Here is a 13,687-nt window from a genome sequence, read left to right as displayed (position 1 = left end):
GGGGGAGCGGTGGACTGGTTCTGGTGGGTTCTCATCCTGTTCTGGACAGGTGGGTTCGCGTGGGTGGCCGACAACGTCCGTACCGCGCTGCGTCATCGGCACGAGCGAAAGATGGAACTGCTTGAGGCAGCCAAGCAGGAACGTCTGGCTCTTGAGGCCGTACACAAGACGCCGGAGCCGGTGTGCGGGTGCACACACCATCTGGCGAAGCACGACAAGCAGGGTCGGTGCCATGAGCGTGTCGAGGTGCCCACGGCCTGGGACGAGAACAAGAAGCCGCTGCGCTTCGAGGCTGGCCAGTGCAACTGCCAGCAGTACGTGGGGCCGCAGCCGCTGTCACAGGTGTTCGCGGAGGAGCTGACCGACCGGGCCTGACGGGGCGGAAGGATGGGGCCCGTGACGACGGGACGGGCCCCACCCCAGACGGGGGCTACAGGTCGAACTCGTGCGGCGGGAGGTCGAGGGCGTAGCACGCCTCCCGTACGACCGCCTGCTCGTCCTTGTCGAAGTCGCCGTCGGCACCGCCGATGATGATGCCGATCTGGATGACGGCGCGGGCCTCGGCGGGCTTCTTCTTCGCCTTGGCGACCTCCTGGAGGACGCTGACCTTGCCGAAGTCGAAGTCGGCGGTCAGCTTGTCGCAGTTGGCCTCGAAGCGGCGCTGGAGGTCGTCCGCCGGGAAGTTCTGCAGTACCTCGTTGCTCATGATGAGCTGGGCGACCTTCTGGCGCTCGGATGGATCGACGCTGCCGTCGGCGGCGGCGACGAGCGCGCACATCGCCATGCTGGCGTCACGGAACGCGCCGCTCTGCAGGTCCTTCTTCTTCGCCATGAGCTGCGTCTGCATCGTCGATGCGGACTCCTTGATGCGGTCCCACAGGGCCATCGAGAACTCCGTTACGTGTGGGAGGTCGCCCAGGCCGGGTGAATGTGATGCCCGGACGGCCTCACTTCTACATTGCTGTAGAAGCTATCAGGTGGAGGTCGTTGATTCAGCCGGGTCTGCCCGGTACGCGACGCCGATGCGCCTTACTCGTCTGCGCCAGGTCCTGCCGCGGGGGCGAGCTTGGCGATTTCCCGGCCCAGGGTGCTGAGTTCGGTACCGTTTCCGCGGAACGCCACGCTGTCGTTCTTGTCGATCAGGACGTAGGTGTCGGCCTGTTCGACCTTGAACCGGTCGCGCAGGACGTGCCCCTTGTCCGCGAGGTGCGGGAAGTTCGTCGCCCCGGTCGAGGAGATGAAGCGGCTCAGTTCGCCGTCCGGTCCGGGGTCGGCCACTCCCACCACGTGGAGCTGCCCCATGTGCACATCCGCCCATGCGGAGATGCGGAGTGCGTGGGTCGCGCAGGTCTCGCACGAGGGTGCGTAGAACCACAGCAGGGCCGGCTTGCCGGCGAGGGTCGCCGCGTCGAAGGGCTTGCCGTCCACGGTCGTGGTCGAGGTCCGGAGGGCGTCCGGCAGCACGATCCGCTCGGCCGGCGCGTTCAGGCCGCACGCGGTGAGACCCAGGCTGAGGGCGGCGAGCAGGGCGGCTGCGGTAAGGCGAGGTCGCATGGCGGGCTCCCGGTAGGGCGGCTCACGCGCCGCCGAGTCCCCCTGGCTTCGATGGCGGCGCCCAGGGGCGGGGAGTCCGGGGACCGATGCTGTGCACCACCGGTCCCCGGACTCCGGCACCGGGAAATCTACGCCTCTGTAGAGGTGGTGCGCGGCTGGGACACGGCCCCGGTCGGACTGTTCAGCCGGTCGGCGCACCGGGCGGGCTACGCCTCGTCGTCCCCGCCGTCTTCCTCGTCGCCTTCGAAGAAATCGCCGACCTCGTCGACGACTTCGGCGGCCACCATGCCACCGACGACGCCGACGGCGAGTCCGGCCGCGCCGGCCGCGACCGCGGTGCCCATGCCGGGTCCGGAACGGTGCCCGTGGTCGCCGTGGTGGTGGTCGTCGTGGCCGTGGTGGCCGTGGGAGGCGTGGGAGCCGTACGGGGTGTGTGCGCCGTACGAGGCGCGGTGCTCGACGAGCTGCCGGATCCAGCCCTCGACCTCGGCGTTCCAGTTGATCTGCTCGACGCCGTGGTGGCTGACCGTGAAGCGGGTCAGCGCGTCGTGGCCTTCGGTGAAGAAGCCGCCGCGCTTGTCGGCCTCTACGACGACCTCCATTCCCGCCGGGCCGGCGAGGAAGGTCACCTCGATCTCGTTGACCTGGTGGGCGTACTGGGGCGACGGTGCGAGCTCGATCTCCTGATAGAAGGGGAGCTGCTGACCGGTCCCCCGGATGTGACCGAGCTCCAGGTCCGCGGACTTGAAGCCGAAGCCGAGCTGCCCGAGGGCTTCGAGGATCGACTCCTGAGCGGGCAGCGGACGCACGGCGAGCGGGTCGAGGTCGCCCTTGTCCTTGGCGCCCGCGACGCCCAGCTCGGTGCGTACGCCGAGCGTGATGCCCAGGCCCTGGCCGTACAGCTCGGTGATCGGCGTCTCCCACGGCAGCGGGAAGGAGAACGGCACGCTGCGCTGCTCACCCTCCGCGAGGCGGAAGTTGCCGCCGACGACGTGCTGGTGGAAGACGACCGTGCCGTGCGACTCCCCGTCCTCGTGCTCGGCCTCGACCCGGGCCACGAGCTCCAGCGTGATGTGCTCGATGGTGAAGTCGGCGTTGCCGCCCTTCAGGTGGACCTGACCGCTCAGGACGCCGCCGGGCGTCACCGCGCCGGGGTCGAGCACGGTGTCCACGGCGGGACCACCAACGCCGAGTGAGCCGAGCAGACGCTTGAACACCATGGGGCGTTCACTCCTTCAAATAGCCTGTGTGGTTCAGCACTTCGAGGCCGTATAACCTCGGGCCATCTACATGCGTGTAGAAGCATAGAGGCGAGGCGCCCGTACCGGGCTCAGGCGGAGCGAGGCGAGCGGGCGCATTCGGACAGGTGCCGCCTCGGCGGAAGGGGTGCGGGCGAGATGGCGGGGGAGCGGGGTGCGGGCGTTCTCGGGGACGCGTCCGGCGAGATCCTGGAGCAGACGGCCGCGCTCTTCGGAGTGCTGGCCTCTCCCGTGCGCCTGCGCATCCTCCGCACGCTGTCGCGGGGCGAGAGCGACGTCGCGCACCTCGCGGAGCAGGTGGGCGGAGCGCTTTCCACGATCAGTCAGCACCTGTCCGCCCTCACGAGGTCCGGCCTCGTCGATGCCCGAAGAGACGGACGGCGACGCGTGCACTTCATCGCCGACTCTGCCGTCGTCGAGGTGGTGGGGGTCGTGGTCGAGCGGGTCTCGGAGCGCGCCGATGCGCGGTTTGCGGCGCCTGGCGAAGCCTGCGAGGGCGCCCCCTGATCGCGGGGACCTCGCGAGGCGCCCCCGTGCGGGCGGGGGCGCGGGCGGGAGTCGTCCGGGCTACTTGGCGGCGTCGAGCGCGGCGAGGGCCTGGGCCCAGCGCACGTACTTCAGCTCCGCGAGGTCGGCGACCGTCTTCACTCCGAACGCCTCCTGAAGGAGTTCGCCGTCCCGGTCGGACACGCCCTTGAGCGCGGCGACCGGAGCCGCGAGGATCTCGGGCAGACTCTTGTCCGCCCACGCGTTGTCCAGCACCTTGTTCAGGTCGATCGAAGCCATGACACCCTCCGGAGGGAACAGTCGAGCGCGGGGCAGGGCCCGCTCGCCGACACGCGCGTGCCCTCGACCCCGACTTTCTACATTGCTGTAGAAGAATAGTTCCCGGATGTCCCAACGGAAGGGCGTCTCAAGGACGTTCGGGAAAATGTCCGGAACAGTTCACGTGGAGAGGGGTCGAGGGTGGCCTCGCCGCGAGAGAAAGGCGGGAAAGTGACGGACGAGCCGGAGCGGGTCCATGCTGTCGGCCCTGGCGAGCCGACCTGCCGGTCCCGCCTCGCCGCCGTGGTGGCGCCGGTGATCCCGTTCAGCCTCCTCCCGGGCGGCATCCTGATCGGCTCGACGCTGTTCGACGACATCGGTCTCGGCATCACGCTGGGCCTGGGGGTGAACGCGGTCGCGGCCGGCGCCTGTTCCACTCTCTGGGGGCGTTCCGCGCGTCGGGCGAACGGATAGCCGGGCACCTCCGCGGCGCGGCGCACCGGCCCTGGCGGGCACCCCGCCGGGAGCCACGGACCGTCGGCATCCCTGCGTCCTGGCGAGATGCCGCGCCCTCGGCCCTCGATGACTGTTTGCCTTTCCTTTACAGTGGTGTAGAAGCCTTCGCGCTTGCCCGACCACTGATTCCGCCCGAGTACGACAAGGAGTGAGCGACCCGCAATGGGTGAGCCTCCCAGTACCAGCCGTGCCACCGCCTGCCCTGACACATCGAGCCAGGGAGCGGGGGTGGCACGGTGACCGAGGTGCTTCTGCTGCTTCTGGCCCTCGCTCTCACGCTCGCGTGTGCGGTGTTCGTCGCGGCCGAGTTCTCCCTGACCACCGTCGAGCGCGGTGAGCTGGAGCGGGCCGTCGAGGCGAAGGAGCGCGGCGCCGAAGGTGCACTGCGTGCTGTCCGACGGCTGACCGTTCAGCTCTCCGGCGCCCAGCTGGGCATCACCGTCACCTCTCTGGTGATCGGCATGCTCGCCGAGCCGTCGTTGGCGGCGCTGCTGCGCGGTCCGCTGGAAGCGATCGGGCTCGGCGGTGCGGCGTCCTCGCTCGCCACTGTTCTCGGTGTGGCCATCTCCACCGTCGTGCTCATGGTCGTCGGCGAGCTCGTCCCGAAGAACTGGGCGATCTCGCGCCCGCTGGCTGTTGCCAAGGTCGTGGCCGGACCCCAGCGGGGCTTCACCGCGGCCTTCGGGCCGTTCATCCGGCACCTCAACAACACCGCGAACCGGTTCGTACGCCGCTTCGGCCTGGAACCGGCCGAGGAACTGGCCACCGTGCGCACCCCCGCCGAGCTGGCCTCCCTCGCCCGGCACTCGGCCGCTGAGGGGGCCATCGAGGCCGACTCCGTCGAGTTGTTCGTCCGTACGCTCCACCTGGGCGAGCTGACAGCGGAGAACGTGATGACGCCACGCGTCGACGTCCGCGCCCTGGAGGCGCAGGCCACGGCCGCCGACGCCGCCAACCTCACATACGCCACCGGTCTCTCCCGCTTCCCGGTCTACCGGGTCGCTCTCGACGACGTGATCGGCACCGTCCACATCCGTGACGTCCTCGCCCTCGAACCGGACGCCCGCGCGGCCACCCCGATCACCGACCTGGTGACCGAGCCGCTCCTCGTCCCCGAGACGCTGCCCGCCGACCGACTTCTGGAGCGGATGCGGGAGCACCGGACCATGGCGGTCGTCATCGACGAGTACGGCGGCATGGCCGGCGTGGCGACGGTGGAGGACATCGTCGAGGAGGTCGTCGGCGAGGTCCGTGACGAGCACGACCCGGTCGAGGTTCCCGACCTGCTGCCCGCGCCGCCCACCGAGGACGGCCGTGCCACCTGGGAGGCCGACGGAGGCGTACGGATCGACGAGCTGGCCCGCATAGGGCTACGGGCGCCCCACGGCCCGTACGAGACGGTGGCCGGCCTGATCGCCACCCGCCTCGGTCGCATCCCCGCCCAGGGCGACGCGATCCTGCTGGACGGCTGGCGGCTCGACGTCCTCGACATCGAGCACCACCGGGCGGACCGGATCCACCTCACCGAGCCCGCTCGCCTTTCGGAGCACAAGCACGCCGAGGCCGGGGTGTCCCGATGACCGCGCTCCAACTCACCATCGGCTTCCTCACCCTCCTGACGAACGCGTTCTTCGTCGGTGGCGAGTTCTCCCTGATCTCCGTGCGCCGCAGCCAGATCGAGCCGCTGGCCCGCGACGGCGACCGGCGCGCCCGCATGACCCTGTGGGGCCTGGAGCACATCTCCGCCCTGCTGGCCACCGCCCAGCTCGGCATCACCGCGTCCTCGCTGGTGCTCGGCGCAGTCGCCGAACCGGCCATCGCCCACCTTCTGGAGCCGGCGTTCGAGGCCACCCATGTACCGGATGCCCTGGTGCACCCGATCGCCTTCGTCATCGCGCTCACCCTGGCGACGTACGCGCACATGCTCATCGGCGAGATGGTCCCCAAGAACATCGCGCTCGCCGCCCCGGTGAAGACCGCGCTGCTCCTCGGCCCGCCGCTGGTCGCCCTCACCCACGCGCTGAAGCCCGTCGTCTTCGGCATCAACGCCTTCGCCAACACGCTGCTGCGCCTCCTGCGGGTCGAGCCGAAGGACGAGGTCTCCTCGGTCTTCACCGACGACGAACTCGCCCGCATGGTGCAGGACACCAGCGAGGCCGGACTGCTGTCGCCCGCCGACGGCGAGCGGCTGCGAGACGCGCTGGAGCTGGGGACCCGGCCGGTGGGCGAGATCCTCGTTCCCGCCGCGCGGATGGTCACGGTCGACCACCGGGTCACGCCTGCCGAGCTGGAGCGGGCCGCGGCACGCGCGGGCTACTCCCGCTTCCCGGTCACCGGCCCGGCCGGGGCCGTCCTGGGCTACCTGCATATCAAGGACACCCTCGGTGTCGCGGACCGCGACAAGCCGTTCCCGCGCACCGCGTTCCGTGCCGTGACCCGCGTACGGATCGACACCCCGCTGGACGACACCCTCACCGCCCTGCGCGCCGCCGGCAGCCACCTCGCCGCCGTCAGCGGCCAGGCCGGCACAGTCCTCGGCTACGTGACGATGGAGGACGTCCTGGAGGAGCTGGTCGGCCCCGCCGCCGTGTGATCCCGCGCGGCCGTCGCGTACCCGCAGATACTCAGTCCTGATCACCGCCCTCACCGCCCCACGAAGGAGCACCTCCTTGTCCGCCAGATCGACGCACCCCTACGCCCTGCGTGAAGGGGTGCGGTAGCCGATGAACGCCGCTCTCGGCCTGCTGGCCGTCCTCGTACTGACCGCCGGCACCGGCTACTTCGTCGCCCAGGAGTTCGCCTACGTCGCCGCCGACCGCATCGCGCTCGCCGGCGAGGCAGCGGCGGGCGACAAGCGGGCCGCCCGCGCGCTGAAGGTCCTCGAACGGCTCTCCTTCATGCTCTCCGGCGCCCAGCTCGGCATCACCGTCACCGGTCTGGTCGTCGGTTTCCTCGCCGAGCCGTCGGTCTCGGCGCTCCTCAAGCCCGCACTGGACGGAACGGGGCTGTCCGAGGGCACCGTCTCCGTCATCTCCGTCGTCCTCGCCTTCTTGGTGGCGACGGTGCTGCAGATGGTGCTCGGCGAACTGGCCCCGAAGAACCTGGCGCTGGCCGTGCCTGAGCGGCTGGCCAAGTCTTTGGCCTCCTCCACCCTCGTCTACCTGAAAATCGTCGGACCGGTCGTCCACGTCTTCGACGGCGCCGCCAACAAGCTGCTGCGCAAGGTCGGCATCGAGCCGGTCGAGGAGCTGCATCACGGCGCGACGCTCGAAGAGCTCAGCCACCTGATCGGGGAGTCCCACGAGCAGGGCCAGCTGCCGGCCGATACGGCCGAGCTCCTCGACCATGCCCTGGAGTTCTCCGAGCGGACCCTGGACGAGGTCATGGTGCCGCGCGTGGACGCCGTGTTCGTACGCAAGGACGCCCCGCTCACCGAAGCCGTCGAGCTGATCGCGAAGTACGGCCACTCCAACTACCCGGTCCTCGGCGACCACCCGGACGACGTCGCCGGGGTCCTCGGCGTACGCGAACTCGTCCGCCTGCCCGCCGACCGGTTCGAGAGCATGAGCGCAGGGGAGGCCGGCCGCTCGCCCCTGCTGCTGCCCGACACACTGCCGCTGCCGCAGGCGGTGGCACAGATGCGGGAGGCGGACGACGAGTTCGCCGTCGTCCTGGACGAGCACGGCGGCGTCGCCGGCATCGTCACCTACGAGGACATCGCCGAGGAACTGGTCGGCGACATCGCCGACGAGAGCGACACCGTCGTCGCCCTGGCGGTGCCCGACGGCGACGGCTGGCGCGTGGACGCGGGCCGCCGCCTGGACGAGGTCGAGGACGCCACCGGCATCGCCCTGCCCGAGGAAGAGGACTACGACACCGTGGCCGGCCTGATCATCGACCGCCTCGGCCGCTTCCCCACGATCGGGGACCGCCTCACCGTCGACGACGTGCGGATCGAGGTCCTGAGCCTCGACCGTCACGTCCCCGAACGCGTCCGCATCGAACGCGTCGAGTCTGCCGCCGAGGAGGCCCAGGCATGAGCTTCCCCATGGCCCTCTTCGTCACCGTCCTGCTGCTGATCGGCAGCGGCTTCTTCGTCGCGGCCGAGTTCGCGCTCGTCGCCGCCAAGCGGCACCGCATCGAGAAGGCCGTCGCGGACGGTCAGCGCGGCGCGAAGGCCGCGCTCGCCGGCACGCGCGAACTGTCGCTGATGCTCGCCGGCGCCCAGCTCGGCATCACCATCTGCACCCTGGGGCTCGGCTCGATCTCCAAGCCCGCGATCTCCCACGAGCTCGACCCCCTGCTGGTCAAGCTCGGCCTGCCCACAGCCCTCAGCTACGGCATCGCGTTCGCCGTCGCCATGATCATCGTGGTGTTCCTGCACATGGTCGTCGGCGAGATGGCCCCCAAGTCGTGGGCCATCGCCCACCCGGAGCGCTCCGCCATGCTGCTCACCCCGCCGTTCCGTGCCGTGGTCAAGGCCGTACGTCCGCTCCTCTGGCTCCTCAACAAGGTCAGCAACGCACTCGTACGGATGTGCCGCGTCCAGCCCCGCGACGAACTGACCGCCGTCCACAACCGCGAACAGCTCACCCACCTCGTCGAGGAGTCCGAGCGCCTCGGCCTCATCAACAAGACCGACTCACAGCTCATCACCCGCTCGCTGACCGAGCCGCAGACCCCGGTGGCCGAGCTGCAGACCCCGGCCGCCGACTTCGTCACGGTCCCGGCCGAGGCCGACCTCGACGCGGTCCTCGCCCGCGCCGCCGACGCCGACCGCTCCCGTCTCCTGGTCAGGGACGGCGAACGCATCCTCGGTTCCGTCCACGCCCGTGACGCCCTGGTCGCCCGCCCCCGCGGCCGCGTCCGAACCGCCCGCGAGCTCGCCCGCACCGTGCCCGAAGTGGCCCCCGACACCACGGTGTCCGAGGCCGTCGAGCAGCTGCGCCGCCGCCGTGCCTCGCTCGCCCTCGTACGAGACGAACAGGGCGTGCTCACCGGCCTGGTCAGCCTCGACGACCTGCTCATCCGGATCATGGGTCCGCAGAGCGTGTGACGCGACCGGCGTCAGCCGAGGGCTTTCCAGAACGCGTAGTCGTGGTCCTTGACGAATTCCGCGCGCTGCCATGGGCCGAGGTCAGCGACTGCACGCCCCGCTCGCCGTCGTGCCCTCAGCATCGCCGACGGCCCAGACGGTTCCCGGGTAGACCCGGTCGCGGACGAGATCCTCGGGGTTGCCCTGCGAGGACCGGGCCTCCTTCCAGGAGCAGATCAACGCCTTCATGGGCGGGGAGGTCAGCGACGAGGAGCTGATCGCGGCCGACACCGCGCCCCAGGAGTACCTCGCGCGCCTTCAGCCACGGCATCCACCAGTGCCTGGGGCAGCAGCTCGCCCGCGTCGAGATGCGGGTCGCGTTCCGCGCGTTGATCGAACCGCTTCCCGACCCTGCGCCTGGCCGCGCCGGCCGCGGAGGTCGTCCTTCGCCCGGAGACCGCGGACATCTTCGGGGTGAAGAGCCTCCCGGTCACCTGGGACGCGAAGTGACCGCGGCCCGTCTGACCGCCGACCGGGAACCCTGCATCGGCGCCGGGAGTGCGCCATGACCGCCCCCGACGTCTTCAGCCAGGACCCCGACGGCGGCCTCTTACTCCCGCTCCACGCCGCCCCGCCCACCGCCCACATGGCCGCCAGCCTCTGCCCCGCCAGGGCTATCACCCTTCACGAGCCGGAACCCGGCGACTCCTAGGTAGCTGTCACAGCCGATGTCAGCGCAAGCGGCGTCTCGGCCTCTGCCGTCCCGCTGCTACACACCAACGGCGGGGCGGCGGCTACCGGGGACCTTCCGAGACCGGGCCAGTAAGCGACGGGCAATGATGGATTAAGTCACTCAGCGTCCCCGAGGCAGTGCCCCCGATAGGCTGCCCTCCTGTGCCACCACGCCAGCCCGCAAGGGCACCTCCTGGGGAGAATCTGGGGAGTTTCGAGGGTGCTGGGGAGCGCGTGGGGAGAATCGACCGCATAACGCAGCACGATCCTGAAAGACGCTGAAAGACCTGTACGCGCAGGCCAGAGGCTGGGGCGACCGCATCGATGCAGGTCAGCACCACCACGTAGACAACTTCATGACATACGTACCGAGATCGTGGATAGCGCACGCTTGAAGGCCACTACAGATTGCCACTCCTGGGCTGATGCTGACCACGCATGTGCAGCAGCGCGATTCAGACGCTCTCGACGTCGTGGGACGGCCGGTTTTGCGCGCCGGCTCGCCGCCGCCACGGGCCATGGGTCAAGGGGCCCGCTCCGGACCGAGCAAGATCCGGGCCCACTACGACCAGCCACCTGCGGCCTGGCCGAGTCATGGCCGTGCTCCACTGGTCAGCGGTCACGCAAGGCTTATGCCACCAGCACACGAGCTGCCGGTAAGACGCTCCCCGGAAGTACAGCTTCAGCCAGCGCGGGCGTCGGCCGGCCAATGCGCCGCAAAGGCCAGAACAGACCGCGCCGGCAATCTCCTGCCGCGACGCGAACGGGGCGGCCTCAACACCGCGCTTTTGTTGACTGCCCACAACGTCGCGCACCGACCTCCGCGACAGACCGACACTGGACCGCCACGTCGGGGGGAGAGCTCGCTTGGAAGCACCCCTGGCAACCGAAGGGTCCGGGACGGGGCCCTGGTTATGTCGTTCCTCTTCTGGGAGACGCGGCCTGGGCTTCTCCTCCAGCCATCTAACTACTCGTCAGTAGAGTCAGCATAGAGTCAGCATTCGTCCGACCAGACCTGACCACAGCCTGGTTCACATGAGACTCGACCTCAAGATCAAGAAGCCTCCCCCGAGGCCGAGCCGCCTGCCGCCAGACCTCTGGAAGCGGAACGACAGGGCAGCCTCCACCTCCAACCCCTCCTTGAGGCATCGGCCCAGTTCAGCGCACCCTTCCCCTAGGCTTCAGGGGAGTTGGGGGGAGTTCCGGGGCTGGAAGTGGAGCGCCGTCGTAGCCCTTCACCTCGCCGAATCTGGTGCCGTTCGTCCACGCCTCGCGAGCTTCTTCGATATCTTGCTGGGACCGTCCGATCCAGTTCCAGAACATGACGATCTCCTCCTCGAACGGCTCGCCGCCCAGGAGCATCAGGCCCGCGTCGGAGACCGCGCGGAGGGGGAGTTCGCGGCGGCCGCAGCCGAGGTAGAGCATCGAGCCCGGGAGGACCGGGACGCCGTCGACGTGGGCCTCGCCCGACATCGACAGGACCGCGTACTCGAAGTCCGGGTCCAGGGGGAGCTTCGTCTCCGCGCCCGCCGTCAGGGCGAGATCCGCGCCGATCAGCGGGGTGTACGTCGTGCCGGGCGACGCCGCGCCGTCGAGTTCGCCGAGGATGACCGTGGCGGTGAGGCCGGCGGCGGTGACCTGCGGGAGGTTCGCGTGGTGCTGGAAGTGCGGCTCGACATGCCGGTGGGCGTCCGGGAGCGCCACCCAGAGCTGGGCTCCGTGGAGGAAGCGGGCGTGGGACTTCGGGCTCTCCTCGGAGTGGGAGATCGCCCGGCCCGAGGTCATCAGACCCAGTTCGCGCGGGCGGATCGTCTCCAGGCTGCCCGTGCTGTCGCGGTGCAGGACCTCGCCCTCGTGGAGCCAGCTCACGGTCTGGAGCCCCATGTGCGGGTGCGGCGGCACCTGCATGCCGGGCTCATCCGCGATGTCGTCGGGGCCGTAGTGGTCGACGAAGGCCCAGGCGCCGACCATCCGGCGGCCGAGGTTGGGGAGCAGGCGGCGGACCTCGGTGGACTCGCCGAGCTGTACGTGACGGGGGCTGAGGAGTTCCCGGACCGGCTCGGCGACGACGAAGCCGCGGCCGCCGCAGACGGTGAGGGCGGCCTGACGATCAAGATTGCTCATGACGGTCAACCTATTCCTGTCGGGGGACGAGGTGGGTGTGTCTCCACACGGAAATAGTAGTGGAATGTTCAACTAACCTGAGGCGTTGAGCCGAGTGCCGCCCCTTCGGGTGGCAGGGTAGGGACGCCGCGAGGGAGAGCAAGTGAACGACACGTACTACGAGTTCGGCACGGCCGGCGAGCGCTGGGACCGCGCCCAGTTCTTCTTCGAGGCCAAGGAGTACCTGACCGCCGCCCGCATCCTGCGCGGACTCGTCGCCGAGCACCCGGAGCAGAACGCCCAGCGCCTGCTGCTCGCCCGGGCCTACTACCACTCCGCCCAGCTGTCCCGCGCCGAGACCGAGCTCCGCGCCGTCCTCGACCGCGACCCGGTGGAGCAGTACGCCCGGCTGATGCTCGGCCGCACCCTGGAGCGCCAGGGCCGCCACGCAGAGGCCGCCCCGCACCTGCGGCTCGCCGCCGCCATGAGCGGCGACCTTCCGGAGTGAAGCCGGGGGACGTTCTGTAGGCTCCCTCGCAGGAGGTACAGGACGTGCGTACGGGACGAGTGGGGCGACGCGACCTCAGAGTGGCAGGCGCCTTGGCGCAGCTGCTGCTCGTCGTCGTGCTCGCCCTCGGTGTCTTCGTGATGCACGCCGTCGGTCACCCCGAGGGCTCCTCCGGGAGCGCGGCGGGCCATGCGACCTCCGCCTCCGCTCCCGCGCACCACGGCGGGACCGACGCCCCCGACTCCTCCGAGGGATCCGGTGCGCACGGGGACATGGCCACGCTCTGCGTGGCCGTCCTCGGCGTCTGGGCCCTCGCCCGGGTCGTCCTCGCCGCGCTCGACCGGCGCCCGGACTGGCTGGTCCGGCTGCTCGGCCGCCTCGTCGCCGCGCGGGGCCCGAACGCCCCGCCGCTCAGACCTCCCGACCTCGCTCAGCTGTCCGTCCTGCGGATCTAGGCCGAACGCCGCCGCGGGCCGCCTCGCGCTGCCCGCAGAAGCCCGCTCAGTCTTTCCGACAGTACGCAACAGCACACGAGGTGTCACAGACATGTCTGCCTTCGACCACCGCTACGCCCGCACGGGCGCCGTCACCGCCGCCGTCCTCGCGGCTCTCCTGCTCGCCGGCTGCGGCGGCGGGAGCGGTTCCGGCGACGCGGCGAAGACGCCCGCGGCCGCCACGTCCGGCACCGTCGGCGCGTTCAACGACGCCGATGTCGCGTTCGCCCAGGCGATGATCCCGCACCACCAGCAGGCGCTGGAGATGGCGGAACTCGCCGACGGCCGGGCCGAGGACGCCGGCATCAAGAAGATCGTCGCCGACGTCGAGAAGGCCCAGGACCCCGAGATCCGGACCATGCGGTCCTGGCTCAAGGCCTGGGGCAAGCCCGAGGCCCCCGAGGGCTCCGGCGCGTCCGGGGGGCACGGCGGCCACGGCGGGGGTGCCGGTGACGGCGGCTCCATGGCCGGGATGATGTCCGAGCAGGACATGAAGGAGCTCGCGGCCCTGCGGGGCAAGGCCTTCGACCGGAAGTTCGCCGAGCTGATGATCGCCCACCACGAGGGGGCGGTCGAGATGGCCGAGACCGAGCGCGAGAACGGTCGCGACGCCACGGCACGGAAGCTCGCCGACGACGTCGTCCGCACCCAGTCCGCCGAGATCACCGAGCTGAAGAAGATCCTCGGCCGGCTCTGACGCCGGAGCCGTACCGGCGGGCTC

17 protein-coding genes and 1 pseudogene are annotated in these 13,687 nt (G+C 70.3%); 12 read left to right on the top strand and 6 right to left on the bottom strand.

The features are described from left to right. The first annotated feature begins 9 nt into the window (after positions 1-9). Complete coding sequence (locus ACF09C_RS08360; RefSeq protein ID WP_392090124.1) at positions 10-375, top strand: hypothetical protein; 366 nt, start codon at positions 10-12, stop codon at positions 373-375. Between the two features lie 55 nt (positions 376-430). On the opposite strand, the gene ACF09C_RS08355 is transcribed toward ACF09C_RS08360, so the two are convergent. From ACF09C_RS08355 to ACF09C_RS08345, 3 genes are all read right to left on the bottom strand, one after another. Beyond that, the gene (locus ACF09C_RS08355) at positions 431-886 is read right to left on the bottom strand and encodes a tellurite resistance TerB family protein (RefSeq protein WP_392090121.1); all 456 of its coding nucleotides are present in this window, start codon (positions 884-886) and stop codon (positions 431-433) included. A gap of 143 nt (positions 887-1,029) precedes the next feature. Further along, positions 1,030-1,554 (bottom strand): redoxin domain-containing protein, encoded by a 525-nt coding sequence (locus ACF09C_RS08350; RefSeq protein ID WP_392090118.1) that lies wholly within the window; start codon positions 1,552-1,554, stop codon positions 1,030-1,032. Positions 1,555-1,760: 206 nt separating this feature from the next. Continuing rightward, on the bottom strand, positions 1,761-2,774 hold the full coding sequence (locus ACF09C_RS08345) for a sporulation protein (RefSeq protein ID WP_392090115.1): 1,014 nt from the start codon (positions 2,772-2,774) through the stop codon (positions 1,761-1,763). Positions 2,775-2,951: 177 nt separating this feature from the next. Here ACF09C_RS08345 and ACF09C_RS08340 point away from each other — a divergent pair, with 177 nt between their 5' ends. Continuing rightward, positions 2,952-3,320, top strand: a complete 369-nt coding sequence (locus ACF09C_RS08340; protein ID WP_392090112.1) for an ArsR/SmtB family transcription factor — start codon at positions 2,952-2,954, stop codon at positions 3,318-3,320. Between the two features lie 60 nt (positions 3,321-3,380). Here the strand turns inward: ACF09C_RS08340 and ACF09C_RS08335 are convergent, their stop codons facing one another. Next, complete coding sequence (locus ACF09C_RS08335; RefSeq protein ID WP_392090110.1) at positions 3,381-3,599, bottom strand: hypothetical protein; 219 nt, start codon at positions 3,597-3,599, stop codon at positions 3,381-3,383. Positions 3,600-3,809: 210 nt separating this feature from the next. Between ACF09C_RS08335 and ACF09C_RS08330 the strand changes: the two genes are divergently transcribed. The 5 genes from ACF09C_RS08330 (at position 3,810) to ACF09C_RS08310 (ending at position 9,150) form a co-directional block, all read left to right on the top strand. Continuing rightward, positions 3,810-4,052, top strand: a complete 243-nt coding sequence (locus tag ACF09C_RS08330) for a hypothetical protein (RefSeq protein WP_392090107.1) — start codon at positions 3,810-3,812, stop codon at positions 4,050-4,052. Positions 4,053-4,330: 278 nt separating this feature from the next. After that, positions 4,331-5,674: a hemolysin family protein gene (locus tag ACF09C_RS08325; RefSeq protein ID WP_392090104.1), complete on the top strand. Its 1,344-nt coding sequence runs from the start codon at positions 4,331-4,333 to the stop codon at positions 5,672-5,674. Next, entirely contained in the window at positions 5,671-6,687 is a 1,017-nt protein-coding gene (locus tag ACF09C_RS08320; RefSeq protein ID WP_392090101.1) for a hemolysin family protein, read from the top strand. The genes ACF09C_RS08325 and ACF09C_RS08320 overlap by 4 nt, the downstream gene beginning before the upstream one ends. Before the next feature lie 130 nt (positions 6,688-6,817). After that, positions 6,818-8,134 carry a hemolysin family protein gene (locus tag ACF09C_RS08315; protein ID WP_392090098.1) on the top strand — a complete coding sequence of 439 codons (1,317 nt, stop codon included), beginning with the start codon at positions 6,818-6,820 and terminating at the stop codon, positions 8,132-8,134. Beyond that, positions 8,131-9,150, top strand: coding sequence for a hemolysin family protein (locus ACF09C_RS08310; RefSeq protein ID WP_392090095.1), 1,020 nt, complete (start codon positions 8,131-8,133; stop codon positions 9,148-9,150). The genes ACF09C_RS08315 and ACF09C_RS08310 overlap by 4 nt, the downstream gene beginning before the upstream one ends. Before the next feature lie 81 nt (positions 9,151-9,231). Here ACF09C_RS08310 and ACF09C_RS08305 read toward each other — a convergent pair whose 3' ends face one another. After that, positions 9,232-9,420 carry a hypothetical protein gene (locus ACF09C_RS08305; protein WP_392090092.1) on the bottom strand — a complete coding sequence of 63 codons (189 nt, stop codon included), beginning with the start codon at positions 9,418-9,420 and terminating at the stop codon, positions 9,232-9,234. Between the two features lie 23 nt (positions 9,421-9,443). On the opposite strand from ACF09C_RS08305, the pseudogene ACF09C_RS08300 reads away from it, so the two are divergent. Continuing rightward, positions 9,444-9,639 (top strand): annotated as a pseudogene (locus tag ACF09C_RS08300) (cytochrome P450); the annotation flags it as partial. 55 nt (positions 9,640-9,694) lie between these two features. Next, positions 9,695-9,841, top strand: a complete 147-nt coding sequence (locus ACF09C_RS08295) for a ferredoxin (RefSeq protein ID WP_392090089.1) — start codon at positions 9,695-9,697, stop codon at positions 9,839-9,841. 1,178 nt (positions 9,842-11,019) lie between these two features. Here ACF09C_RS08295 and ACF09C_RS08290 read toward each other — a convergent pair. Beyond that, complete coding sequence (locus tag ACF09C_RS08290) at positions 11,020-11,985, bottom strand: pirin family protein (protein WP_392090087.1); 966 nt, start codon at positions 11,983-11,985, stop codon at positions 11,020-11,022. Between the two features lie 142 nt (positions 11,986-12,127). Between ACF09C_RS08290 and ACF09C_RS08285 the strand changes: the two genes are divergently transcribed. The 3 genes from ACF09C_RS08285 (at position 12,128) to ACF09C_RS08275 (ending at position 13,663) form a co-directional block, all read left to right on the top strand. Continuing rightward, a complete protein-coding gene (locus ACF09C_RS08285) occupies positions 12,128-12,472 on the top strand; it encodes a tetratricopeptide repeat protein (RefSeq protein WP_392090085.1) in 345 nt (114 codons plus the stop codon). A gap of 44 nt (positions 12,473-12,516) precedes the next feature. Beyond that, the gene (locus ACF09C_RS08280) at positions 12,517-12,927 is read left to right on the top strand and encodes a DUF6153 family protein (RefSeq protein WP_392090083.1); all 411 of its coding nucleotides are present in this window, start codon (positions 12,517-12,519) and stop codon (positions 12,925-12,927) included. Between the two features lie 91 nt (positions 12,928-13,018). Next, a complete protein-coding gene (locus tag ACF09C_RS08275; RefSeq protein ID WP_392090082.1) occupies positions 13,019-13,663 on the top strand; it encodes a DUF305 domain-containing protein in 645 nt (214 codons plus the stop codon). Positions 13,664-13,687: the final 24 nt, after the last annotated feature.

Origin of the sequence: Streptomyces sp. NPDC014870, from assembly GCF_043081505.1 — a bacterium.
GTDB lineage: Bacteria > Actinomycetota > Actinomycetes > Streptomycetales > Streptomycetaceae > Streptomyces.
The sequence above is the reverse complement of the archived record's forward strand: the minus strand, read 5'-3'. Positions and strand labels throughout refer to the sequence as shown.